Annotated in this window: 21 protein-coding genes and 2 pseudogenes; 7 read left to right on the top strand and 16 right to left on the bottom strand. The window is 58.5% G+C overall.

The genetic code is table 11. The annotated features are described in order from the left end of the window. Positions 1–169 precede the first annotated feature (169 nt). The 14 genes from J2J99_RS31070 to J2J99_RS31005 form a co-directional block, all read right to left on the bottom strand. A complete protein-coding gene (locus J2J99_RS31070) occupies positions 170–949 on the bottom strand; it encodes an HpcH/HpaI aldolase family protein (protein ID WP_168254673.1) in 780 nt (259 codons plus the stop codon). Positions 950–1,101: 152 nt separating this feature from the next. Then, positions 1,102–1,761 carry an SDR family NAD(P)-dependent oxidoreductase gene (locus tag J2J99_RS31065; protein WP_168300940.1) on the bottom strand — a complete coding sequence of 220 codons (660 nt, stop codon included), beginning with the start codon at positions 1,759–1,761 and terminating at the stop codon, positions 1,102–1,104. Next, entirely contained in the window at positions 1,755–2,099 is a 345-nt protein-coding gene (locus J2J99_RS31060) for a S8/S53 family peptidase (protein WP_168300890.1), read from the bottom strand. Before J2J99_RS31060 ends, J2J99_RS31065 begins: the two co-directional genes overlap by 7 nt. 349 nt (positions 2,100–2,448) lie before the next feature. Further along, positions 2,449–2,766, bottom strand: a complete 318-nt coding sequence (locus J2J99_RS31055; RefSeq protein ID WP_168254689.1) for a hypothetical protein — start codon at positions 2,764–2,766, stop codon at positions 2,449–2,451. Between the two features lie 328 nt (positions 2,767–3,094). After that, positions 3,095–4,084 (bottom strand): GlxA family transcriptional regulator, encoded by a 990-nt coding sequence (locus J2J99_RS31050; protein ID WP_168254690.1) that lies wholly within the window; start codon positions 4,082–4,084, stop codon positions 3,095–3,097. A 24-nt stretch (positions 4,085–4,108) separates the two neighbouring features. Next, positions 4,109–5,107 (bottom strand): 4-hydroxyproline epimerase, encoded by a 999-nt coding sequence (locus J2J99_RS31045; protein ID WP_168300939.1) that lies wholly within the window; start codon positions 5,105–5,107, stop codon positions 4,109–4,111. Between the two features lie 20 nt (positions 5,108–5,127). Further along, a complete protein-coding gene (locus tag J2J99_RS31040) occupies positions 5,128–5,982 on the bottom strand; it encodes an ABC transporter permease (protein ID WP_085739312.1) in 855 nt (284 codons plus the stop codon). Then, on the bottom strand, positions 5,982–6,827 hold the full coding sequence (locus tag J2J99_RS31035) for an ABC transporter permease (RefSeq protein WP_168254692.1): 846 nt from the start codon (positions 6,825–6,827) through the stop codon (positions 5,982–5,984). The genes J2J99_RS31040 and J2J99_RS31035 overlap by 1 nt, the downstream gene beginning before the upstream one ends. 13 nt (positions 6,828–6,840) lie before the next feature. Beyond that, on the bottom strand, positions 6,841–7,932 hold the full coding sequence (locus J2J99_RS31030) for a quaternary amine ABC transporter ATP-binding protein (RefSeq protein ID WP_168254693.1): 1,092 nt from the start codon (positions 7,930–7,932) through the stop codon (positions 6,841–6,843). Between the two features lie 91 nt (positions 7,933–8,023). After that, positions 8,024–8,875: a glycine betaine ABC transporter substrate-binding protein gene (locus J2J99_RS31025; protein ID WP_168254694.1), complete on the bottom strand. Its 852-nt coding sequence runs from the start codon at positions 8,873–8,875 to the stop codon at positions 8,024–8,026. Between the two features lie 78 nt (positions 8,876–8,953). After that, positions 8,954–10,300, bottom strand: coding sequence for an NAD(P)/FAD-dependent oxidoreductase (locus tag J2J99_RS31020; protein ID WP_168254695.1), 1,347 nt, complete (start codon positions 10,298–10,300; stop codon positions 8,954–8,956). Continuing rightward, positions 10,297–11,814, bottom strand: a complete 1,518-nt coding sequence (locus J2J99_RS31015; RefSeq protein ID WP_168254696.1) for an aldehyde dehydrogenase — start codon at positions 11,812–11,814, stop codon at positions 10,297–10,299. Before J2J99_RS31015 ends, J2J99_RS31020 begins: the two co-directional genes overlap by 4 nt. Beyond that, complete coding sequence (locus J2J99_RS31010; protein WP_168254697.1) at positions 11,807–12,718, bottom strand: dihydrodipicolinate synthase family protein; 912 nt, start codon at positions 12,716–12,718, stop codon at positions 11,807–11,809. The genes J2J99_RS31015 and J2J99_RS31010 overlap by 8 nt, the downstream gene beginning before the upstream one ends. After that, complete coding sequence (locus tag J2J99_RS31005; protein WP_168254698.1) at positions 12,715–13,425, bottom strand: GntR family transcriptional regulator; 711 nt, start codon at positions 13,423–13,425, stop codon at positions 12,715–12,717. Before J2J99_RS31005 ends, J2J99_RS31010 begins: the two co-directional genes overlap by 4 nt. A 259-nt stretch (positions 13,426–13,684) precedes the next feature. Between J2J99_RS31005 and J2J99_RS31000 the strand changes: the two genes are divergently transcribed. Continuing rightward, the gene (locus tag J2J99_RS31000; RefSeq protein WP_168254699.1) at positions 13,685–14,401 is read left to right on the top strand and encodes a GntR family transcriptional regulator; all 717 of its coding nucleotides are present in this window, start codon (positions 13,685–13,687) and stop codon (positions 14,399–14,401) included. A 24-nt stretch (positions 14,402–14,425) separates the two neighbouring features. On the opposite strand, the pseudogene J2J99_RS34345 reads toward J2J99_RS31000, so the two are convergent. Further along, a pseudogene (locus tag J2J99_RS34345) lies at positions 14,426–15,336 on the bottom strand (LysR substrate-binding domain-containing protein). On the opposite strand from J2J99_RS34345, the pseudogene J2J99_RS30985 reads away from it, so the two are divergent. The 3 genes and pseudogenes from J2J99_RS30985 to J2J99_RS30975 all read left to right on the top strand — a co-directional run. Then, a pseudogene (locus J2J99_RS30985) lies at positions 15,251–15,946 on the top strand (flavin reductase family protein); the annotation flags it as partial. The pseudogenes J2J99_RS34345 and J2J99_RS30985 sit on opposite strands and share 86 nt — an antisense overlap. Before the next feature lie 225 nt (positions 15,947–16,171). Continuing rightward, complete coding sequence (locus tag J2J99_RS30980) at positions 16,172–17,254, top strand: hypothetical protein (RefSeq protein ID WP_168300928.1); 1,083 nt, start codon at positions 16,172–16,174, stop codon at positions 17,252–17,254. Next, on the top strand, positions 17,251–18,162 hold the full coding sequence (locus J2J99_RS30975; RefSeq protein ID WP_168300926.1) for a nucleotidyltransferase family protein: 912 nt from the start codon (positions 17,251–17,253) through the stop codon (positions 18,160–18,162). Before J2J99_RS30980 ends, J2J99_RS30975 begins: the two co-directional genes overlap by 4 nt. Before the next feature lie 535 nt (positions 18,163–18,697). On the opposite strand, the gene J2J99_RS30970 is transcribed toward J2J99_RS30975, so the two are convergent. After that, complete coding sequence (locus J2J99_RS30970; RefSeq protein WP_168300924.1) at positions 18,698–19,414, bottom strand: GntR family transcriptional regulator; 717 nt, start codon at positions 19,412–19,414, stop codon at positions 18,698–18,700. Between the two features lie 274 nt (positions 19,415–19,688). Here J2J99_RS30970 and J2J99_RS30965 point away from each other — a divergent pair, with 274 nt between their 5' ends. From J2J99_RS30965 to J2J99_RS30955, 3 genes are all read left to right on the top strand, one after another. Next, the gene (locus tag J2J99_RS30965) at positions 19,689–20,435 is read left to right on the top strand and encodes a GntR family transcriptional regulator (protein ID WP_168300921.1); all 747 of its coding nucleotides are present in this window, start codon (positions 19,689–19,691) and stop codon (positions 20,433–20,435) included. 127 nt (positions 20,436–20,562) lie between these two features. Then, a complete protein-coding gene (locus J2J99_RS30960) occupies positions 20,563–21,612 on the top strand; it encodes an ABC transporter ATP-binding protein (protein ID WP_205919135.1) in 1,050 nt (349 codons plus the stop codon). 21 nt (positions 21,613–21,633) lie between these two features. Next, on the top strand, positions 21,634–22,716 hold the full coding sequence (locus tag J2J99_RS30955; protein ID WP_168300915.1) for an ABC transporter substrate-binding protein: 1,083 nt from the start codon (positions 21,634–21,636) through the stop codon (positions 22,714–22,716). The last annotated feature ends 10 nt before the right edge of the window (positions 22,717–22,726 follow it).

Genomic DNA, 22,726 nt, shown 5'->3' with positions numbered 1-22,726 from the left:
TACCTGTTCTTCCGAGACGGCCGGCCTGGCGCGCAGGCGACGGCGACCGCGATGGCCTTTGAGTAAGCGGATCGAGATTTTTCACCTGAACGGCGCGGATGCAGGCATGTGGCGCTCTACGGACATCGTGTTTTCATCCGATTCCAATGCGCCCGGCAGAGGTTCGAAGTCAGACCTGCTTGGCTTCATTCAGGACTTTCGCGAACGCGTCGGCGATTACTTTTTCGTCGTACTCCACAGACACAAGCTGAAAGCCGTCGCGCACGAGCTCGCGCGAGCGTTCAACGGTTCCCGCGAACGCACATGCGATCTTTCCCTTCGCGCGGGAGCGGCGGGCAACATCGAGAGTGGCGTTCCGCACTGCGCTTCCGTTTGGATCCATGATGCCGCTGCACAAGGCGAGCGAGAGGTCAGCAGGACCGACCAGAACGCCGTCGAGGCCGGGAACATTCAGGATTTCATCGAGGACATCGAGAGCCTCGCGTGTCTCGCACATGGCGATCGCCAACGTATTCCCGTTGGCAGACTGAACGAATACTTGGTCATCGGTTGCACTAGACAATTGCATAGCCCGGCCAGGTCCAAAGCTACGTTGTCCAAGTGGAGGATATTTGACGTGCGATACGAACCGCCTCGCGTCGGCTGCCGAATTGATCATCGGAGCGACGACGCCCGCCGCGCCGCAATCCAGCATTCGTGCCGCCTGCGCGAAATCATTCACGCTCACACGGACGATTATGGGGGTACCAGTCAGCGCGGCTTCCGAAATACACGAGATGCACGACGCCGTATCGTGGAACCCATGCTGTTGATCAAGCAGTACAGCGTCGTATCCCGCGCGCGCGATGTAGCCCACGAGCATCGGGTCACTCAATCCCGACCAGCCCATATAGTTGGCTTTGCCGGACCTCAATCTCTTGAGGAAATTTTGCAATCCGCTTTCGTCCATGGTTTCCTCCGTTTGATCGAGATTACCGCCCAAACGCGAGAACGCGCTGTTGACGTGTAATGCTTCAAACCTCACTTCCATCGCTAGAAACGCACCACCAGATGACAGACCGAGCCGAAGATTGTGCGCCGCGCGCAATCGCTGGCGATGCATCAGAACATGACAGCGCCGTTCGGGCCAATGCACTGACCCACGAACAGCGACGCACTTGGCCCCGTTAGGAACACTATCGCGGCTGCGACCTCCTCCGGTCGACCGATGCGCCCAAGGGGGTTTGCTGTTTCCATCTCTCGCATACGATCGTCCATGGTTTCGAAACCAAGCAACGGCGTGTCGGTCGGACCAGGCGCAACAGCGTTGACGAGGATGCGCGGCGCAAGTTCGCGCGCCCATGAGCGGGTAAGCGCCAGACGTGCAGCCTTCGTAGCGCAATATACCGATGCATTGGTGCGGCCGATATAGGCCAGTTCCGACACGACGTTAAAGATTCTTCCGCCGTCAGGCAGATGGGGAAGGGCCTCTCGCGTCGTGAAGATCGCGCCCCTTACGTTGACCGCAAACATTCTGTCGACCTGCGCGGCGGAGATCGCGCCCAGCGGAGCCTCCTCCATGACGCCCGCATTGTTGACAAGGATATCGAGACCGGCCAATCTGGCGGCGGCGGCTTGCCGCATCGCGGCGGCCACCCTCTCCTCAACGCTTAGATCGCAGGGCAGGATTTCGAAAGCGTCGCCGTGCGTCGTCAAATCAAGGCCGATCCCACTTGCCGCGCCCGTGATGAGCGCTCTTTTACCTGCCAGCGAGTTCACCACGGTACCTCTCCACGATCGACACCCAACGATTGCCCGGTGATGTTCCCGGCCCGATCGGATGGAATGAAGGTTTCGAGCGCTTGAGAGGTCGCTGCTTCTGGTGCGTACCCTTTTTCCACCAGCCACTCGCAATAGCTCGGGAAATCGAAGCCGAGCGACGTCGAGATCACGTTTGCACCGCTCGAAAGCGCCCACTGGAACCCCTCCAGCAATGACCCCAAACCGCGGCTGGGACCCGGGCAGCACTGCTCGCCGTTGCGCAAGACGACGTCATCAGGCGCTACATCTTCGACCGCGATGCCCTGTGGTCCCGAGTAATCTGGAATCTGGAAGAGCATCTGAGATATTCGGATCTCAGGGCCTGTGCCATTGCGCCTTCAAGCCCGCTTCTTGCGATTGGTGCCGATGAAAGCACCATCGCCCTTCTGGACACCCGCGACGGGCAGGCCGTGCAGCAGATCGAAACCACCGCGACGCTTCCGGGCGAGGTCCCGGGATTGGTTTTCCTCGATGACAAGACGCTCGTTGCGGTCGGTCCGAGGGACAGGTCGTGTATCTCCCGGCCTAGTCGAAGCGGGACCTGCAATCAGGCGCTTTTCAGCTTGCCCGGCAACCGGTATCCCGACCCATTCTGCGGATGTGCATCGTTGAGCGGCGGTGACAATGCCAGGGAGACGGCCTCAGCATTCAATGCGGAAACTGGTAGTTATAAGCGACAAGCCGGGCCCTGGCTTTGGCAAGCTCATTCTCCGTAAAGAGCGAACGCCACTTGCTGTTGTCGAGCACCAGTGCCTCCACGGTGAGATCGAGCCTGTTGCGCTCCCAAAGGTTCGTGTATCCCTCGGAAGGTGACGTGGCATTTATGAGATAGCGCGCCGTTGCAAGCCCCCCGCGATCATTCAGCATACCCAGAAAAACGTTGGCATTGTATCTGGCCTCGGTCTTGGCCCGCTGGTAGATCGACATCATTGCCGTGTCGAACTGCCTCTCGAGATTTGTGGTCATCAAAGCTTCCCCATCGCGCCTGCCTGAATAGCCAGCTTCAGATAGCTGCACAACACCAAACCAGCCGGACGCGAACACCTATTTCCATCGCCGGTCCTGTACACGTTGATTGAAATCTCGTAGTTCAGTCGCTTCCGAGCGAATGCCAACGCGATGTGGCCGCGCGACCTTGCGACGTTATAGGACCGTGCTGTTTGCGTCGCTGGTATCCAAATCTTCCTCAGCGCTTAGCCGAATGTGGCGACGGGACGCCGGTTTCGCATCCCTGCAAGGCGATCAATGAATCGTAATCTGGGGAACGTATCTCACCAAATTGTCAAAGTGCCCGCTAGCTCAACTCGGTAGCGCGCATCCTCGTTGGGCTTTTTCCAAATGTCTGGGAGAAGGCGCGGGAGAAGTGGGAGGCGTTTTCAAAGCCGACTTCGAGCGCTACTTCGATCAAGGAGGCTTTAGTCTTGATGAGCAGTTGCTTGGCGCGTTCCATCCGCACCCGTCGGTAGACGAGGGCGGGGGAGCTTTTGGTTTCCCCCATAAACAGGCGCTCGAGCTGTCGTCTGGAGAGCCCGACCGATGCGGCGAGTTCCTCGATCGGCAATCGACCCTCGATATGCTGCTCCATCATGATCAGCACGGCCCTAATCCTTGGATCCTTGCACTCGATGGAGAGCGGCTTGCGGGTCTGGATGGCAAGCGCGGTTCGCGCCTTTTCAATGTGGAGAACCTCGAGCGCATTGCGCTCGGCTTCCTTGCTGATGTGACGACGGACGATCAATGCCGCCATGTCGGCGGCGCTGCTGCCGCCGGCGCAGGAGCCCCTTGTCCGGTCGAGGTTGAAAATCCGATCGGACCGAACCTGGTGGTCGGGGAAGCGCTCGCGAAACGTGTTGTAGTGCAGCCAACTGACGCAGGTCCGGTGCTCCTTCATCAGGCCGATTTCGGCAAGGATGAAGGAGCCGGTGCACACACCGATCAGCTTGACCTTTTTTGTCGATGCCTTCTTCAGGAAGTCGACCGTTTCCTGGTCGACGGATGGACCGTTGTTGAGCAGACCGCCGACCACGACAATGTACTGGAACTGGCTGGGATCAACGAAGTCCGATGTCGGCGCGAGCTTGACGCCGCAACTGGACGTTGTCAGATGCCGCGTGCTGCCGAGCACCTCCCAGTCGGCCAGTACCCGGCCTGACCTGTCGAATTCGTCGCTCGCCAGGCGGAGCGTGTCGACGAAGAGGGCGAAGGCAGAGAGCGTGAACGATTTCGCGAGCACGAAACCGATCTTCAGCCGGTCGACAGGCGCGTTTGGCTCCAACGATTTCATCTCAACTCCACCGCGCTTTGGCCTTTATCTGATCTGGAAACCGTGCGCCAAAGGATCTCGATCGTCTACAAAGATCGTATTGTGGCCGATGATCCGTGCCCAGCCGCCGACACTCGGCTTGATGCCGTGGAACGGACCGACGTCGACCTCTGCCTCAATGCGCCCTTCAAAGACCGTACCAATCAGGCTTTCCTGGCGGAAGGTCTCGCCGGCAGGCAAGCGACCTTTGCCGTGAAGCTGGGCCATGCGTGCCGAGGTGCCGGTACCCCCAGGAGACCGGTCGATGGCCTTGTCGCCGTAGAAGACAGCGCCACGCCCGTCGGCTTTGTCGCTGGTCGGCGTGTCGCACCACAGAGCGTGATGCACGCCCCTGATCCTTGGGTCATCCGGATGTTCCGGATCGCAGATCTTGGCCAATGCGTCGCGCAGTTTGACGCTGAGATCGACGATATCGCTGGCGGACATGCCGCCCAGTCCCGACCACGCGGCCTGCGGCTCCACCACGGCGTAGTAATTCCCACCATAGGCGATATCGACGATCAGGCGCCCGATGCCTGCGACATCGACGGCAATGTCTGCGGCGTGGAGATAGCTCGGCACGTTGAACATCCGCACCGATTCCACGAATTCGCCGGGCTTCTCATACTGGATATCGACACGGCCCGCCGGGGTCTCGATGGAAAGCCTGCCTTCTACCCGCGGCGTGATCAGGCCTTCCTCGATGCCGGCGGTCACGAGACCGATCGTGCCGGCGCCACACATGGGCAGGCATCCGCTGACTTCGATGAAGATGACCGCGAAGTCGCAATCCTCGCGATAGGCCGGATAGATGATCGCGCCGGACATGATGTCATGGCCTCGCGGTTCAAACATCAGAGCCTGTCGCACCCAGTCATGATCGCGGACAAACAGTTCCCGGCGCTCAGTGATCGGAAGATGCGGAAGAAGCGGGCCGCCCGCGGCAACGAGACGGACCGGATTGCCGCAGGTGTGGCTGTCAATGCAGAAGAAGCTGCGCCGCATGATAAGACCTTTCGAATATGTCAGTTTCCGGCCGTAGCCGGTGCTTTGCGCTGAAGGGCACCACGCGACAGCCGGTCGAGGAAGATTGCGACCGCGACGATGGCAAGGCCCGCACGAAGGCCAAGCCCCATTTCCATTCGTGTCAGGCCGCGCGTCACCTCGGCACCAAGACCACCCGCTCCGACGAGACCCGCAAGAACGACGATGGCGAGCGATAGAAGAATGCACTGGTTCAGCCCCACCAGCAGTGTTGGCGTCGCCGCGGGGATTTCGATCTTGAACAGGATGGCGCGGGGCGAGGCGCCTGTGGCCTGCCCGAGTTCCAGCAGGTCCTTCGGAACCTGACTGAAGGCCAGCGTCGTCAATCGCAGCATCGGTGGCACGCCGTAGACGATCGTGGCGATGATGGCAGGCACGCGGCCGAGGCTGAAGATCATCACGGCAGGGATGAGATAAACCCAAGGCGGGACCGTCTGCATGATGTCGAGCACGGGACGGATGGCCGCCTCGAACTTGCGGTAACGGGATGCCAGGATGCCGAGCGGAAACGCAATCAACACCGAGATACACACCGACACCGTCACCAGAGCGAGCGTCTGCATCGATGCCTCCCACAGGCCCGCCAGAAAGCAGAAGGTCAGCGCGATCGCGCTGGTTACCGCGACGCGAACATTAACGACGACGGCAGCGAAAACCACGGCAATGAGGATGACCGCGTAGAAGGGCAGGTAAAGCAGGCTCGATTCAAGGCCGCCCAGAACGGCCTCGATCACTTTCGTCACCATGTCGAAAAAGGGATGGAAATTGGCGTTCAGCCAGTCGATGACCGGGGCGAGGTAAGCGCCGGGGGAGAAACGAACAAGGTCCAGGTCCATCACTTGCCTCCATTGGCGCGGCGCGCCGCACTCTGGGTCAGTCGGTCGATCACCATGGTGAGGATGACGATGGCGATGGCGGCGTTGATCGAGGTGGCGATATCGAGCGTTCTCACCGCGCTGTAGATGGTTTCGCCAAGCCCGCCGGAACCGACGATGCCTGCGATCACCACCATCCCAAACGCCATCATCAGGCTCTGGTTGATCCCTGCCATGACGCTCGGGATTGCGAAGGGCAGCCTGATCTTGACGAACATCTGCCACGGCGTCAGGCCACTTGCCTGCCCGAGCTCGATGAACTCGCGCGGGGTTCGGCGGATGCCGAGCGATGTCAGGCGGATTGCCGGAGGCATGGCAACGATGACGGTCGCCAGAAGAGCCGTGGCCGGTCCGTATCCCATCAAAGCGATCGCCGGCAGAAGGTAGATGTAGGGCGGAAGGGTCTGGATGAGATCGAGGATCGGTTCGACGAACCTGTCGAAAGATTTGACGAAGCCGGCCACGACGCCAAGAGGGATACCGATGAGCAGCGCCATGAACGTGGCCGTGATCACCAGGGCCAGCGTGCTCATGGTCTCGGCCCACAGTCCCATCACCGCGCATCCGAGCAGGGCGACGCCTACCAAAAGCCCGGCCGGCACGTTGATCAGCCGCCATCCCAGCGCCGCCGCGACAAGGGCGATCACATAGAATGGTGGAAGCTGCACGAGCCAGAGGACGCCGTCATAGGTGCCCTCCAGAACGGCGCGGATGCTGTCGAATAGCCACGAGGCATTGTCGCTGATCCAGTTCAGCGCATCGTCGATCTTCTCGTCGAAGCTGTCAGTGATGAGGGACGTGTCCATGACCATCTCCGATCTATGCCGCAGCGGGCACGGTGGCGGGACTGCCGGCGACACCACAGAGCAGGCCACGTATCGTAACGATGCCGACCACCTTGCCACCCTCGACAACAGCGACGGCATCGCGGCTCGATTGCATGGTCAGTTCGATCAGGGCGCCGATATCCGCTTCGGGCGTGGTGCGGAGCAGCGAGCCAACATCGACATTCGGGTGGCTGCGCGTGTATTCGGCAACCGGCATCATGACGGAGTGCGCCTTGACCAGATGAATCCTGGAAATCCCGGCAACGAACTCGGCGACGTAGTCGTCCGCAGGCTTGGTCACGATCTCCTCGGCATTACCGACCTGGACGATGACCCCGTCCTTCATGATGGCGATGCGGTCACCGATCCGGATGGCTTCCTCAAGATCGTGGGTGATGAACACGGCCGACTTTCCAAGCGACTTGGTCAGTTGCCGGAATTCGTCCTGAAGCTGGCGGCGGATCAGCGGATCGAGCGCGCTGAATGGTTCGTCCATCAGGATGATCTCGGGATCGGCGGCGATGGCGCGGGCAAGGCCGACGCGCTGCTGCATGCCGCCGGACAATTCGGAAGGGTATCGTGTCGTCCAGTCGGACAGGCCAACCTTGTCCAGCGCCGCGCGGGCTGTCTTGTATCGTTCTTCCTTGCCGACGCCGCGAACCTCAAGTCCGAAGGCGGCATTCTCCAGAACGGTGCGGTGCGGAAGCAGGGCGACGCTCTGGAAAACCATCCCGATGTTGCGGGCACGAATGTCGCGGAGTTCGGCGGCATTCAGGGCGGAGATGTCCTTGCCCTTGACGAGGATCTTGCCAAGGCTCGGTTCGATCAGTCTGTTGAGCAGCCGGATGAGCGTGGACTTGCCGCTGCCCGACAGTCCCATGATACAGAAGATCTCGCCGCGCCTAACCTGAAGGTTGGCGTCCGAGACGCCGACGACGCAGTCGTAGTCCGTCAGGATCTGTTTCTTGGACAAGCCGTCTGTCTTTACCGCCTCGACGGCCGCCTTGGCCTTGGCTCCGAATATCTTCCAGACCGACTGGCAGTCGATCAGGATATCGCCGGCATCATTCATTGACATGGTCATAGCGTTCCCCGCGAGCCGGTTTGATACCGGCATTCTCATTCGTGGAATGTGGAGCCGGGCCGCCAAACATGTGGAGGCCCGGCATTCGGCTTTATTCGGTGGCGATGTTTTCCCAGCGCTTCAGGAGGTCGGCATGGCTGTCGGTCCAGTCCTTGATCGCCTCGTCCATCGTCTTGCCGTCGTTGACGGCGCTGTTGATCGCGGTGATGTCGGCAAGCGGAACATAAACGCTGGCAATCACTTCACGGGCGTGCGGGTTCTCCGCGGAAAAGCCCTTTTGCCCGATCCAGTAGTAGCTCTGCGGTGGAGGGAAGACGCCTTTGGGGTCCTGAAGGAACTTGACGTCGTATTTCTGCATCATCCAGGACGGCTCCCAGATCGTCACGGCAATCCATTCCTTGCGATCGGTGGCGGACTTCAGCGCGGCGGTCATCGCGGCCGTACTGCCTTCGACGAGCTGCAGCTTGAGATCATAAGCCTTCACGGAATTGGCCGTGTCCCTCATCAGGCCCGAGCCCGGCTCGATACCGACGATCTTGCCGCCGAGCTTGTCGGCGTTGTCGTTCAACTGGTCCATGGAATCGATGGTGACGTATTTCGGAACCGCGACGCCCTGGAACAGGCCGTGCGAGACCGGCGAAATCTTTTCGAGGCGCTTCTTATTCTTGTCCCAGTAATCCTGCGCGACATAGTCCGTCTGCGAGGCCAGGATCTGGACGTCGCCCTTGCTCAGAGCAGCATAGGCGATGCCCCATTCGGAGAACGGCACGACCTTCACGGTGTAGCCGGAATCTTCAAGCACCTTCTTGGTGATGCCGGTAATCGGCGTCAGGTCTTCCCAGGACATCGTGCCGATGGTGATGGTCTTTTCTTCAGCATGCGCCGACATGACGGTCATTCCGACCATTGCCGCTGCGCAGAATGCCTTCCACAGAGTCTTCATTTGTCGCTCCTAACTTTGCGTTCCCATTATCGTTGAAGCCTCGCGCTGGGCTCAGTCTTCACATTGCGCGGCGAGGGATCATCCCTCGCGGCCTGCACGCAATTCCTGCAAACGGATCACGGAATTGATGCCGAGCCAGGCGAACGGCTCCGGCGGCAGCCGGGAGGGCTGCGCGTGATCCATGTATTCTTCTAGTTCTCGGGAGGTCGTACCGGTGGCGAGGTCGGCAGCCATCATGCCCGCAAGGGTGCTTTTGACCGTACCGAGGCCATTTTCGCAGCAGGCCGAATAGAGCCCCTCGTCGATCTCGCCAAAGGCCGGGACATGGTTGCGGCTCAGGCAAAGGCGGCCGGCCCAGCTGTATTCGAACGGCACTTCGGCAAGGCCCGGAAACCGGGCGTCGAAGGAGCGGCGATGCTCGCTCGCCATCTTCGCCATACGCCGTTCGCTGACGCTTACCGTTGTGTCGTAGGTATATTTCGTCCGGATCACGATCCGCGACTGCCCGCCAGTGGTAAGCTTGCGCACAGTGGCGCCCATCGCGTCGGCGGGAAGAAGAGCCCACTTGTCGCGACCTGATTTTTCCTTGCCCACGCCATCGGCATCGAAGGGTGCGGTCATCGAGGCGTAGGCGAAGATGTGCATCAGCCTGCCGCCGAAGTGACCGAAATCCTCGATATGGCCGTTGACGGCGACGATGACCCTGGGGGCCGTGACCGTTCCGCGCAACGAAATGGCAGTCCAGGTTCCGCCCTCGCGCTTCAACCCGGTCACGGGCGAGCGCTCGTACACATCGACGCTTTCCGACAGCCCGGCGGCGAAGCTGCGGATATAGTCGGCCGGCTGGATGAGGACCGCGCCGGGCGTGTAGAGCCCGCTCAGATAATAGTCCGACCCGGTGATGTCGCGCATTTCACGGGCGTCGAGAAACACATGCTTCTCGCCCGCACCCTTCAGCGATTGCCCGAACGCCATGTTCAGCTTCATGCCGCGCGCGGTTGCGGCAGCATTGATCTTGCCCGAGGGATCGAAGGTCTCGCGGGGCATTTCGTATTCATCGGCCGCTTGCGCTGCAAAGGCGATCGCGGAGCGGTTCTGCGCCATCTCCATCTGTGTGGCATCGACGCTGCCGCTTGAATATTCACTGGACGAGAGGTTGTGCGGGACGTCGATCATGAAGCCCGAGTTTCGTCCCGAAGTGCCTTTCCCCAATTCACTAGCCTCAAGGATGACGACCTTGTCCTGTGGACGACGCTCTTTCAGGCGGCGGGCCGCGGACAATCCCGCGAAGCCCGCGCCGATCACCAACCAGTCCGCGGTCACGTTGCCTTCCAGGCTCCGGACTGGAAACGGTCGCTTGCTGATCGCCTCCCAGCCCGAGACGCCGTTTTCAAAAGGCAAGCGCTTGACGGACTTGGTGATCATCGGATCGTCTCGTCCACGGAGCGCTCGGAGATATCGATCCAGATCGTCTTCAGTTCACAGTAGTTGTCGTGGGCGAAGATCGACTTGTCGCGGCCGCCAAAACCCGATTCCTTGTAGCCGCCGAAGGGCGTCGAGGCGTCACCTTCGCCGAAGCAGTTGACGGTGACCAGGCCTGCCCGGATTTCGCGCGACAGCTTGATCGCCTTGCGCAGACTGCCGGTATAAACCGAAGCGGTGAGGCCATAATTGGTGTCGTTGGCCAGCTTCACGGCTTCCGCCAACGTTTCGAACGTGGTTACCGACAGGATCGGCCCGAAGATCTCCTCCTGGAAAAGGCGGCTCGCAGGGGTGACGCCATCGACGACGGTAGGTTCGATGAAGATGCCCTTCAGGGTCTCGCCGCCATGGGTGAGCGATAGCTTCTCCTTCTTCACGTCGTCGAGGAAGGATTTGACCTTGTCGAAGTGCGACTTGCTGACCAGAGCGCCGATGCGATTTTCTGGATCCAGCGGATCGCCGGTTTTCCATTCGCGCAGATAGGCGCCGATACGTTCGAGCAACTCATCCTTGATCTTGCTGTCGACGATCAGGCGAGACGTCGCCGAGCAATTCTCGCCCATGTTCCAGAAAGCACCGTTGACGACCTGCTCGGCAACGAGGTCGAGGTCTTCGGCATCATCGAGGACGACGGCCGGGTTCTTGCCGCCGCATTCGAGCACGACCTTCTTGAGGTTTGAATCCGCCGAGTAACGCAGGAAGCGACGTCCGGTCGGCGTCGATCCGGTAAAGGCGACCATATCGATATCCATGTGCAGGCCGATCGGCTCACCGACGTCCTTGCCGCTGCCGGTGACGACATTGAAGACGCCCGCGGGGATGCCGGCCTCGAGAGCCAGTTCTGCAACACGAAGGGTGGTAAGTGTGGTTTCCTGCGCGGGCTTGACGATGACGGAGCATCCCGATGCAAGCGCAGGTCCGATCTTCCAGGCGAGCATCAAGAGCGGGAAGTTCCAGGGCAGCACGCAGCCGACGACGCCGATCGGTTCGCGCACCACCATGGCAAGGGCATTCGGCCCGACCGGGTTGGTGTTGTCGTAAAGCTTGTCGATGAGTTCGGCATGGAAGCGGATCGTGTGGATCGTGTCCGCCACATCGACTGTCTGGCATTCGCGCACCGGCTTGCCACTGTCGATGCTTTCCATAACGGCGAGCTCGTGGCGGTTTTCCTCCAGGAGCTTGGCGAGTTTGAGGAGGGCCGCCTTCCGGTCGCCGGGAGGCAACAAACGCCAGCGACCGTCGTCGAACGCCGTTTTCGCATTTGCAACCGCATCATCGACATCAACAGCGTCACAGGCCGCGATCTCGGCTAGCGTCTCGCCGGTCGCAGGGTTCGTCGTCGTGAATGTCTTGCCGGATTTCGCCGGGCGGAAGGCGCCATCGATAAAGGCGTTGGTCGGCAAATGAAGGTTGGCGGCGATTGCCTTGTATTCGGCCGCGTTCAAGGGTTCATGCATTGTTGGCTCCCGACGTGATTTGGGCAACCGTGCGCTTTAAAGTCGCGACAACGGTTTCAAGGGTTCTTTTTTCTTCGGAATTGAGCGGGCGCAGTGGCGCGCGCACGGACCCTGTCTTCAGGCCGATGATCTCGCATCCATGCTTGATCGACTGGACGAATTTTCCACATTCGAGGAAGTCCATCAGCGGCAGCATCGCCGTCATGATCGCGCGGCCCTTGTCGAAATTCTTTTCAAGGACGCAGGCTTCGTAGAGGGCGACATGTTCGCGCGGCAGGAAGTTGGAGCCGGCGCAGACCCAGCTTTTGGCACCCCAGGCAAAGAATTCCAGGGCCTGGTCGTCCCAGCCACAGGAAAGGCGGATATGCGGAAACTTGCGCGCCAGGAGATGGACGTTGGCCATTTCGCCGGAGCTTTCCTTGATTGCCACGACGTTTTTGGACCGGCCCACGCGGGAGAAATAGTCCTCGCGCATGGTGATGCCCATGCGGGCCGGATAATTGTAGAGCATGATCGGCAGGTTGGCGGCGCGGTCGATCGTCAGGGCATGGATCGCATTCTCCTTTTCCGTCGGCAGCGCATAGGGCGGCGACGAGACCAGGATCGCGTCAGCGCCGATTTCCTTCGCAGCCTTGGCATATTCAACGGAGTCTTCGGTCCGCGTTGCACCGGTGCCGATGACAAGGGCGAGGCGTGTCCCGATGACATCCTTGGCGTAAGCGGCAAGCTCGAAGCGTTCCTGGGCGCTCTGAGCGTAATATTCGCCCGTCGATCCGCCGACGATGATGCCATGAACCTTGGCTTCGATCAGCGATTCCAGCACTGCCGCAAACCCCTTACGGTCGATCTGCCTGTCAGGCCCGAGCGGCGTGATCGCCGGGGTGTAGATGCCTTCGAATTTCATGATGACTTCTCCGTGGATTGCGTCGGCGTTACGACCAGTGCGTCCGCCTTGAGTGCTTGGGGTGCGATGAACATTTCCATGTTCTCGCGCGACAGTTCCCAGTGTTCGAACACGAGGTCGACGACAGCGTCTTCGTCACGGGCGGCGATCGCCGCGATGAACCCGTCATGATGACCGACTGATTTTCGAAGCCGCTCTTGCATGTCCGCGTTGCGGGGGCGGAAGAATGTGTGGCCGATGCGCGCATGATCGATCAGCAGCCTGCCGAGGCTCGGTTGCAGGTACTCGTTGCCCGACATCTCGCCGATGATCTCGTGAAACCGGTTGTTGGCGAGGGTCATCGAAAGCGCATCGTGCGAGATGCTCGCGGCCCGAAACTGTTCCTGGGTTGTCTGCAACTCGGACAGCTGCTTCACCTTGAAATTCCGAACCGCGAGGCGTCCGATCGCCGCGTAGATCATCGGGGCGACCAGGAAGAAGTGGCGCAGCGTCGAGTGGTTCATCGGGATGACCCGAGCGCCGCGGTTGGTGCGGATATCCACGTAGCCTTCGCCTTCCAGGCGACGGAAGACCTCCCGCACCGGGGTCCGTGACAGGCCGTATTTTTCACTCAGCGACACTTCATCCAGGTCTTCGTCCGGATCGAGTTCCATCGTCAGGATCCGGCGCTTGAGATCGTCGTAGAGTTCGCTCTTGCCGCCCTTCATCTCAAATCCCCGATGTGTGACCTGGCCCGCGCATCGCGCTGTCGGCTTATGAGGACAAGCTTGCATGAGATTTTAGATGAGTCAACAAAATTGTATTTTGAAAGTACACAATAGTTACACCGAAAATATACAGTTGTGCAAAGTGATAAAATTAAGAGCACTGTCACGCGAGCCCCGACTGAATATCGAGATTGCCAACGGCGACGGTCGGCCTTAAGCCAATCGCAGATCGGACACTTCTGCCTGGGGAATGAATTGAATGAAGAGCGGCAAGAGCACTCTCTACGATGATCTCAAGCGTCAGATCCTCACGATGGAACTCGACCCCGACGAGGATGTGGATGAGGTCAGCCTCAGCGAGAAGTATGGCCTGTCTCGCACGCCCGTACGGGACACGCTTCGGCGCCTCGCAGGAGAAGGCTACATTGACATGCGGGAAAACAGAAGCGCGCGCGTTATCCCGCTGAATCATTCAACTCTGCGCCATTTTTTTCTTATAGCGCCAATGATTTATGCAGCAATCGGCCGGCTGGCGGTGCAAAACTTCAAGCCTAGGCAGTTGTCGGAACTACGCGATACGCAGGAGAAATTTCGAACCGCCAGTGAGAATCTCGATACGCTTGAAATGGTCTTGGAGAACAACAGGTTTCACGAGATCATGGGTGAGATGTCGGGCAACGTTTATCTGCAGCCCAGCCTCGGGCGGCTGCTTATCGATCACGCCCGAATCGGCCACACCTTTTTCCATCCGCGCAATGATGACATGCGGCAGCGCCTTCAACTGGCTGTCGAGCACCATGACGGCTTCATCGACGCGATCAAAGCCCATGACGAACACGCCGTCGTCGACCTGGTCTTCAAGCACTGGGAACTGTCGCGCGAAAACATGGAACTCTATGTCGTGCCCAACGACATGAAGGCTGATCTTCCGGTCGAGCCCGGCTCGTCGCAGGAGAAGGATGCGCAACAGGTCTGACGCTTGGCCTTTGGACGGGGCGGCTCAGGACGTTTTCTGCAGAGCCTGCGTTAGCCATCCGGCTGCAAAATCGGCGATCGCGGAGCGCTTGGCATCGACCGGTAACAGAACGTTGTAGCGGCCCTCCGCCTCGAACTCCGTGTCCCCGACCTTGACGAGGCTGCCGTCAGCCAGAAATGTCTTGATATGCACATCCCATCCGAGCGCAACGCCCTGGCCGGCCCGTGCCGCATAGATAGTCTCGGTGTAATGGCTGAGGCGGAGGATCGAGCGCAGATTGTCCGGCTTGCGGCCGCGCCGGGCAAACCAGTCTTCCTATCGATACCAGCTTCTGTTTGGAACATCGGTCTCGATCAGTTCATAGCCGCCATGGGGGAAATCCTCGACGCGACGGGACGTGGCATAATGCGGCGAGCAGACAGGATAGATCCGGTCCCCGCATGATCCCAGCACGATCCCGTCATTGAAAGGCGGCACGCCATATCGGATCGCGATATCGACGCCGCCGTTTGTCAGGTCCAGCTTGCTGTCCTGTGAGACCACGCGAATCTGATGTCCGGATTGAGCTGGCGAAACTCGGCGATCTTCGGAAGCAGCCAGAACGACGAGAATGCGATCGTTGCGCCGATGGTCACGACGTCGGTGACGCTGGCGCGCACCGCATCGACGCTGTCGGCAATATTGGACAGACTGTCTGCTAGCGTCGCGCCGAGAATGAGGCAGGCAGGAGTCGGTTCGATCGTCCGGTGGCCGCGATGAAAGAGCGGCCGGCCGAAATCATCCTCCAGAAGGGCAATCATGCGACTGACCGCAGCCTGCGTCACCCCCAATTCACTGGCTGCCGCGGTAAAGCTGCGATGCCGGATGGGGGCCTCCAGCGCCACGAGCGCGATGGCGCGTGAGCTTGCCGACACGGCGCTGCCGGTCGACGTCATCTTCTTGCATGCCAGCCGGACGCCGGGCGACCTGGTGTTCCGTAACGAACTGGCGAGCCTTGCGACCAAGCTGAAAGGCTTTCTCCTGTATTTCCTGCCGGAGACGCTCACCGGCGAAACCTCGTGGTCTGGCCTTCACGGCCGGATTTCGCGCGACCTGTTCAAGCTCATTGATCCCGACCTCACGGAGCGGGTGATCCTGTGCTGTGGCCTGGCTCCGTTCATGGCTGCGGCACGGACGATTTCGGCAGACCTCGGCGTGCCACCCGAAAATTACATCGAAGAGAGTTTTGACGCCGCCGTGATCGACGACGCTCCGCTTCCGATGACGGACGAGGCAGTGCTCGCGCCCTTCAAGGTCGAGTTTGCCAAGCAGGGTCGTACGATTGACGTCACATCCGATCAGACCGTGCTGTCCTGCGCAAAGAAGGCCGGCGTGAAAATCCCGTCGTCCTGCTCGAACGGCCTCTGCGGCACCTGCAAATCGAAACTCGTCAGCGGCACCGTCGACATGAACCACAACGGCGGTATCCGCCAACGCGAAATCAACGCCGGATTTTTCTTGCCTTGCTGTTCGAAACCACTCAGCGATCTGGTTATTGAGCGATAAGGCTTAAGCTGGATATTAGCTGGCCACGCGAAAATTAAGCATTTTGTGTGGCTGTCGCGGCTGTATTTTAGTAGCTAAATGACGTTCTGGAGTTCGTGTCCCTTCAAGGCGCTCGCGCGGCATGAGGCAAGCCAGAACAGCAGTTTGCTTGTTTGCTGCGCAGTACATATCGACATTTTTGCGGATATGCGGCATAGAGGCTATATTTGCTGCACAGGGAATATCGTGGAAGATTTCATCGCTATCGATATGTTGGGTAAATTGACGGCCAGCCTCACGGAGGCAGGCGGGGAAATCACGTCCGAGCCGAGGTTTGAGCCGCAGATGGGAAACTCTCACGCAGATTTCCTTATAGATGCACGATTTTCTGATGCGCCTATCAAACTTGTTGTCGAGGTCAAAAAATCAGCTTTCCCAAGAGATGTCAGGGAAGCAATCTGGCAGCTGAAGAAATTCATTGCCGCTATGCCGCCAGGCAATTTTAGAGTTCTCCCCCTATTGATGGCCGATACCATTTCCCGGGGTGCGCGTGCACTCCTGCGAGAGGAAAAGATCGGTTATTTCGATCGTAGCGGGAGCCTCTATCTTTCGGCCGACAATCTCTTTGTTCTCGTCGAAAAGCCAGCCTCGAAGCAGCAGGCTCGATCGCTTAACAATCTGTTCGTTGGAAGTCGCGCACAGGCCCTCCATGCCGTCTGGACATTTAAGGACCAGTGGTTCGGTGTGCATGAACTGGCCGAGCGGGCATCCGTATCTCCAACAACTGCATCTCAGGTTCTTATCGAACTAGAGCGCCGCGAATGGGTGAGCTCCAAGGGTGCCGGTCCATCGAAGGAAAGAATACTCTCCAATCCCCGCGCGCTGCTTGACGAGTGGTCTTCCCACGTCGCTTCGATCAAGCCGAAGCCGCTTCGCTCGTACTACATGCGGATGACCAAAATCGATGAGGCGATCCATGAGATTGACCGCACCTGCGATGAGATGGGAGTTCGCTACGAAATTTCCGGGCTCATGGCCGGCCAGATCCATGCACCGCACCTCTCGAAGATATCCCAGCTCCATTGCCGCATCGATAATGGCGGCGAAAGCCTTCTCCGAAACCTGGGAGCAAAGGCTGTCAAAGACGGCTGGAATCTGGGAGTTATAGACTCTAATCCACGCCACGACTTTATGTTTCGCCAACGGGTCGGTCATGTCTGGGTCACGGATCCACTTCAAACCTATCTCGACCTCCTGCAGCTCGGCAGCGGTCGCTCAAAGGAGCTGGCCGAACATCTTCGGCTGACAAAGCTCGCGGTACCCGAATGACAAAGCCTCAGATACTGACTGAATACAGTGCCGATGTTACCCGCGACTGCGAGCGCGTCCTGGTTACGCTCTTCAGCGGTCTCGGCCCTTGGCGGGACTCCGTCTTTCTGGTCGGTGGGCTGGCACCGCGCTACATCGTCACCAAGCGGCCGCCTGACGTCCCGCCTCATGCGGGAACCGGCGATATAGATGTCGTTGTCGATCTGTCGATCCTTGCCGACACAGAGGCATACCGGACGCTCGAGCAGAACCTCAAAAAAATGGGCTTCGAGCGAGCGCAAAATGACAAGGGCAATAAGGTCAACTGGCGTTGGCAGACTATGACCGAGCACGGTATTCTCGTCATCCTGGAGTTCTTGGCAGACGATCCGAAGCTGCTGGGTGGCGCATTACAGGAACTGCCGACGGAGGGAAATGTTTCTGCGGTGAATATCCCTCACGCGTCGCTCGTGTTCGGGCACCACGATCGGATGGAAGTCACCGCTGATCTGTTGGGTGAAAAAGGCCGCTCGACAGAATCCATCCCCTACGCCGATATCGTGGCATTCACATGTCTCAAGGCATTTGCCTTTGATCACCGTCGTGAGCGCAAAGATGCGCACGATCTCGTCTACTGCCTCGAACACGGAGAAGGCAGGCTCATCGGTGCAATCGCCAAATTCCAAGAGGCTCTGAAAGGCAACGACCGGGAGGTCATCGAACGTGCCCTGACGCTATTGCTCACCCGATTTTGCGATCCGGAGCCAGACGAAGGCTACCTGCGCGAAGGCAACGTTGCCGTCGCGCAGTTCGAAATTGAAGGTGCTGCAGACGACACGGAAATCAGAGAAGCGCGGATTTTGCGCCAGCGTGCGGTCAATGACATCATGCTCGAGTTTTTAAGCGCGCTTGGTATAGCGTTTAAGTGATGCTCGGAGCGCGGGATCTCGTTATTTGAGCCTGGTTGCAGGCGGCGCACTGTGACGCCGCCGAGCGCCCGGCGAGACGCGGTGGCTCAAGCCATAGCGCACCTTTCTACGACTCGCGATACCAGGATGCGAGTATCATGAATATCCTGGCATCAAGGGCCTTCGAGACTGGCGGTCGAGGAAGGCACGAAGTTGTACGACTACATGATGGTGGAAGACGGGAGAATCAGTGTCGCGGATGCGCTAACCGATAAAGACGATATTAACGCGCGTGGTCCGCAAGCATGATGGCATCGCAACTATTGTCTGCGAGTTTACATTCTTCGCATACGGTTTGCACCTCGAATACGCAGGCTCACGAATTTATCAGTCCATTATGCTGTGCTGATCGTCGCAACTTGCAGCCGTGGTTGGCTGAGAGTTTCTAAGGGCAGTCGCCAAAATGCAAAGCCACACTTGCCTGAATAGCCCACGCGCGGAGTACTTTAGCCTTAGTGCCGAACGTATGAGCCGGTGCCCTTGCCTCTGCCTTCTATCATCGCTGCTGCTTGGATAGTCCGGACAGGCCATAGCCGACGGGCAAGACAAAGTTCGATTGAGCCTCTCGTGCCCGCAGAACCGTCGTAAGGCGTTCCCTGCCGGCCCGAATGTGCGAACGCATAACCTCGGCCGCGTTGAATCCGTCTTTCATCTCGATGTACTTGACAATCCGCTCGTGCTCATCTTGCGAACCCGCTGACGCACCTTCAGGTTCATGCAAGACCTCGATCCACATGAAGGTAACCATCTGGCTTAAAATACGAACGACGGCTTGGTGTAGTTCCTTATTTCCGCTGACACGAGCGATTGATTCATGAAGGGTCATCCCAATCCTAACCTCGTCTGCACGCCGCCCCGGTAAAGTTCGGAAATGGTTCACTTGTCCGACGATATCCCGGAATTCCTGGAGTTCGGTTTCTGTGGCTTTTTCAGCGGCCAGATGAACAGCCGCGACCTCAAGTATCTCTCGAAGCTGGTAAAGGTCGAAAGCTCGCGAAGAACTCATTTCTACAACGAAGTAGCCGCGGTCGCGTTTCTCAACCAGACCTAGTTCTTCCAGCCTCCCAAATGCCTCACGAACTGGCGTGCGACTGGCTCGCAACCGGGCAGCTAACGTGCGATCGACCAGCTTTTCACCCGGGCGAAGTTCGTGGCGCAGAATCATATTGCGCAGTGTGTTGAGTACAGCTGTTCCGATCTGGGCGTCGCTCATTATATTCTCGGAATGTCATTTGGAATACCTCTGTCCGGCTAGCAGTCATCCCGTTGTGTGTCAAGGCATCGTTCCATTGGTATAAAGGCCGCGGATAGAGTAGCTCCAAAGGTGCCAGAGGACATAGCGCGGACACCCGATTCAGCCGCACGGACGGGCTGTCGCGAGGTCCAGCAACTAGAAAGTTGATTACCCGGTCGACCCGATAAAAACTGAACTTGACCAAATGCGAGAATTATGGCATTTAAAATGGAATACCAAAAGGAATGCAATAATGAGCGAGCGCCAATTGAGCGACGTCATCCTCGATCGACTTAGGACGATGATCATCAGCAACGAACTACGACCAGGAATGAAACTCGTCGATCGGGCTCTGGCCCGCGATCTGGGAGTGAGTCGTACTCCCGTCCGGGAAGCGTTGGGCCGCTTAGTTGAGATCGGGATCGTCGATAACCGCGAGAGAGGGTTCTACGTCGTCAATGCGGATTCACGGCGAGTTGCGGACCTCTATCACCTCCGAGAGATCTTAGAGGTGGGTTCGATCCAACTCGCAGCTGCGAATGTCCAGCCGACCGATATTCAAGAGCTTCGCGACATCCTGCTGCAAATTGAAAAATTGCAGGCTAATCCGGCACGCAAAGGTGAAGAGGTCCGCTTAGGGCTGACTATTCATCAGGTTCTCGCCCGTTCGAGCGGCAATAGAGCAATACAACAGGCCCTCGACCGGCTGTTGGACCAGATGCTGACCTTTGTCTGGATGGAAGTTCTCAATGAGAGCGAGGAGGCTTCTGCGACCTCGCATCGCGAGCATAGGCTAATCGTCGACTTGGTCGACACTGGCCGGGGGCAGGAGGCGGCGGAGGTGATCCGGGTGCATCTCCGTTCGGCAAGGGAGCACGTCATCTCGGTCATGCGCGCCCGTGAAGCATTATTCGCCCCAGCTAGAGCATCGATCCCAATGGAAATCGTGCACCATCGGGCGAGTGGCCCCCAAATTAATAAAGGAGGCTCCTGTGTCTAGCCAAATAACTCCCACTCTCGAATATTCGATGCCAGAGTTAGGCACCTCCTCATGTCCAAGCATAGAACCACGAGGCCTTGGTAAAAGCGTCGAGGTTAGGGTCGTCTCCAAATTCTATGGTGATTTCGTGGCGCTGAAAGACGTCACTTTAACAGTCAATCCAGGCGAGTTCCTGACGCTGTTAGGGCCAAGCGGCTCAGGAAAGACGACGATGATGATGGCGATCGCCGGGTTTACTGATCTAAGCTCCGGCGCAATCCTAATTGATGAAACCCGTATAGATCACCTACCGCCCAATCGTCGCAATATCGGGGTTGTGTTTCAGCATCTAGCGCTTTTCCCGCATATGTCGGTTGAAGACAACGTGGCGTTCCCCCTGAGGATGAGAGGCGTCCCCGAGAACGAGGTCCGCGTACGGGTTCGGCGTGTGCTCGAACTGGTCGAGTTGCCCGCCTTTGGCGAAAGGCTACCGTCTCAGCTGAGCGGCGGCCAACAACAACGGGTTGCATTCGCGCGCGCGGTTGTTTTTGACCCTCCTGTTCTTCTGCTTGATGAGCCTTTAGGCGCGCTCGATCGCAAGTTGCGTGAAAGCATGCAAGCCGAGTTGAAAAGACTTCAACGGCAGCTTGGGATAACGACGATCATGGTCACCCATGACCAGGAAGAGGCGCTGACCATATCTGATCGAATCGCGGTCATGAGCAACGGTGAACTTGAGCAGATTGGTGCTCCTGAAGAGCTCTACCAATATCCGGCCACGCCATTCGTTGCGGATTTTGTGGGTGACTCAAATTGCCTTGTGGGGGCGGTCCGCACCGCAGCTGGGGAGACTTGCACGATCGTAACCGCTGGGGGGATCGAATGCATTGGCAAGAAACGCGACCGGCATGATGCAAGCGCAGCAGCATTGGTAGTGCGTCCAGAACGGATTCTCTTGGGGCAAGAAGTCGGTGATGTTGCGAACCGGTTTGATGGCGTGATTGAGAACGTCACCTATGCCGGAGACTCAATCAAGTATGTGATCCGAATTTCGCGCCAAGACACTTTGGTAGCGAGAATCCGGAACGTACGGCATCAGCCTCGGTTGCGTGTCGGAGACGCCACAATAGTCGGCTGGAGACCCGATGACGCTGTGGTCTTCGTGCCGATGAACTCGATCGGCGAATGCCGGAACTAACAAAAAACAGGGAGGAAGATTATGGGACAGAATTTGACGCGGCGCTCGTTCACGACAGGTCTTGCAGTGGGTGCAGCTCTCGCAAGCATTGGTCGGGCGCGGGCTCAGAGCTCCGGCACCGTGGTGATCGCTTCGTTTGGCGGTCAGTTTCAAGATGCCCAGCGAAAAGCGCTCTTTGAGCCATTTGAAAAGTCTACCGGCATAAAGGTAGTGGAAGCGACGGGACCTTCGCTCGCGAAAGTGCGCACGATGAATATGAGCGGCAACATCGAATGGGATGTGGCTGAGTTTACGCCTGCAGACTTCCTGGTACTGGCGGAGAACAATCTCCTTGAGAAGATCGACTATAGCGCCATCGATAAAAACATTATCGCGAGAGTGGACGGGCGCGTAGTGCATCCTTACGGGGTTGGGGCGCTGTTCTATTCAAACGTCATCGCATTCAATACGAAGCGATACCCGACCGGCAAGCATCCGCGGAGTTGGGCTGAGGTTTGGGATGTCAAAAAATTTCCCGGTCCGAGAATTATGCCGTCAGGTACCTATGTCGTACGCCCGAACGAGTTCGCGCTATTGGCGGATGGAGTTCAACCCCAGCAGCTGTATCCGCTCGATCTGGAGCGCTCCTATCGTAGTCTTTCCAACATAAAGCCGCATGTCGTGAAATGGCAAACGACGGGTGCCATGGCTCCCCAAGCAATTGTTGATGGCGAAGCCGACTTCGGTATGGCGTCCCAAGGGCGCATTGCGCAGCTGAAGGCGCAGGGAGCGCCAGTTGACTACGATTGGAACCAAGGTCTCGTTGCTGCTGACTACTGGGGAATCCCTAAGGGGGCGAAGAACGTCCAGAACGCTCTCAAGTTCATAGAGTTCGCATCACGACCTGAGCCTCAAGCGGAACTCAGCAAATTGATCCCATACTCTCCCTCAAACCCCGACGCTTTCAAGCTGCTTACTGAGGAGCAAGCTAAGGACCTCGCGACCGCCCCAGATAACCTCCAAAAGCAAGTTTGGCTCGACGCTGCATGGTGGGCTCAAAAGTCCAATGGGAAATCGAATATCGAACGAAACATCGACATGTGGAACGCCTGGTTGCAGCGCTGAGGAGATAACA

The organism is Rhizobium binae (assembly GCF_017357225.1).
In the GTDB taxonomy this organism is placed as follows: Bacteria; Pseudomonadota; Alphaproteobacteria; order Rhizobiales; family Rhizobiaceae; genus Rhizobium; species Rhizobium binae.
Note: the sequence above shows the minus strand (reverse complement) of the source record. Positions and strands in the feature narration are given on the sequence as shown.

Excerpts from the sequence above, each read along its gene's own strand:
- J2J99_RS31070 (WP_168254673.1), bottom strand. The coding sequence starts at position 949 with ATGGACGAAAGCGGATTGCAAAATTTCCTCAAGAGATTGAGGTCCGGC.
- J2J99_RS31060 (WP_168300890.1), bottom strand. The coding sequence starts at position 2,099 with ATGCTCTTCCAGATTCCAGATTACTCGGGACCACAGGGCATCGCGGTC.
- J2J99_RS31055 (WP_168254689.1), bottom strand. The coding sequence starts at position 2,766 with ATGACCACAAATCTCGAGAGGCAGTTCGACACGGCAATGATGTCGATC.
- J2J99_RS31050 (WP_168254690.1), bottom strand. The coding sequence starts at position 4,084 with ATGAAATCGTTGGAGCCAAACGCGCCTGTCGACCGGCTGAAGATCGGT.
- J2J99_RS31045 (WP_168300939.1), bottom strand. The coding sequence starts at position 5,107 with ATGCGGCGCAGCTTCTTCTGCATTGACAGCCACACCTGCGGCAATCCG.
- J2J99_RS31040 (WP_085739312.1), bottom strand. The coding sequence starts at position 5,982 with ATGGACCTGGACCTTGTTCGTTTCTCCCCCGGCGCTTACCTCGCCCCG.
- J2J99_RS31035 (WP_168254692.1), bottom strand. The coding sequence starts at position 6,827 with ATGGACACGTCCCTCATCACTGACAGCTTCGACGAGAAGATCGACGAT.
- J2J99_RS31030 (WP_168254693.1), bottom strand. The coding sequence starts at position 7,932 with ATGACCATGTCAATGAATGATGCCGGCGATATCCTGATCGACTGCCAG.
- J2J99_RS31025 (WP_168254694.1), bottom strand. The coding sequence starts at position 8,875 with ATGAAGACTCTGTGGAAGGCATTCTGCGCAGCGGCAATGGTCGGAATG.
- J2J99_RS31020 (WP_168254695.1), bottom strand. The coding sequence starts at position 10,300 with ATGATCACCAAGTCCGTCAAGCGCTTGCCTTTTGAAAACGGCGTCTCG.
- J2J99_RS31015 (WP_168254696.1), bottom strand. The coding sequence starts at position 11,814 with ATGCATGAACCCTTGAACGCGGCCGAATACAAGGCAATCGCCGCCAAC.
- J2J99_RS31010 (WP_168254697.1), bottom strand. The coding sequence starts at position 12,718 with ATGAAATTCGAAGGCATCTACACCCCGGCGATCACGCCGCTCGGGCCT.
- J2J99_RS31005 (WP_168254698.1), bottom strand. The coding sequence starts at position 13,425 with ATGAAGGGCGGCAAGAGCGAACTCTACGACGATCTCAAGCGCCGGATC.
- J2J99_RS31000 (WP_168254699.1), top strand. The coding sequence starts at position 13,685 with ATGAAGAGCGGCAAGAGCACTCTCTACGATGATCTCAAGCGTCAGATC.
- J2J99_RS30975 (WP_168300926.1), top strand. The coding sequence starts at position 17,251 with ATGACAAAGCCTCAGATACTGACTGAATACAGTGCCGATGTTACCCGC.
- J2J99_RS30970 (WP_168300924.1), bottom strand. The coding sequence starts at position 19,414 with ATGAGCGACGCCCAGATCGGAACAGCTGTACTCAACACACTGCGCAAT.
- J2J99_RS30965 (WP_168300921.1), top strand. The coding sequence starts at position 19,689 with ATGAGCGAGCGCCAATTGAGCGACGTCATCCTCGATCGACTTAGGACG.
- J2J99_RS30955 (WP_168300915.1), top strand. The coding sequence starts at position 21,634 with ATGGGACAGAATTTGACGCGGCGCTCGTTCACGACAGGTCTTGCAGTG.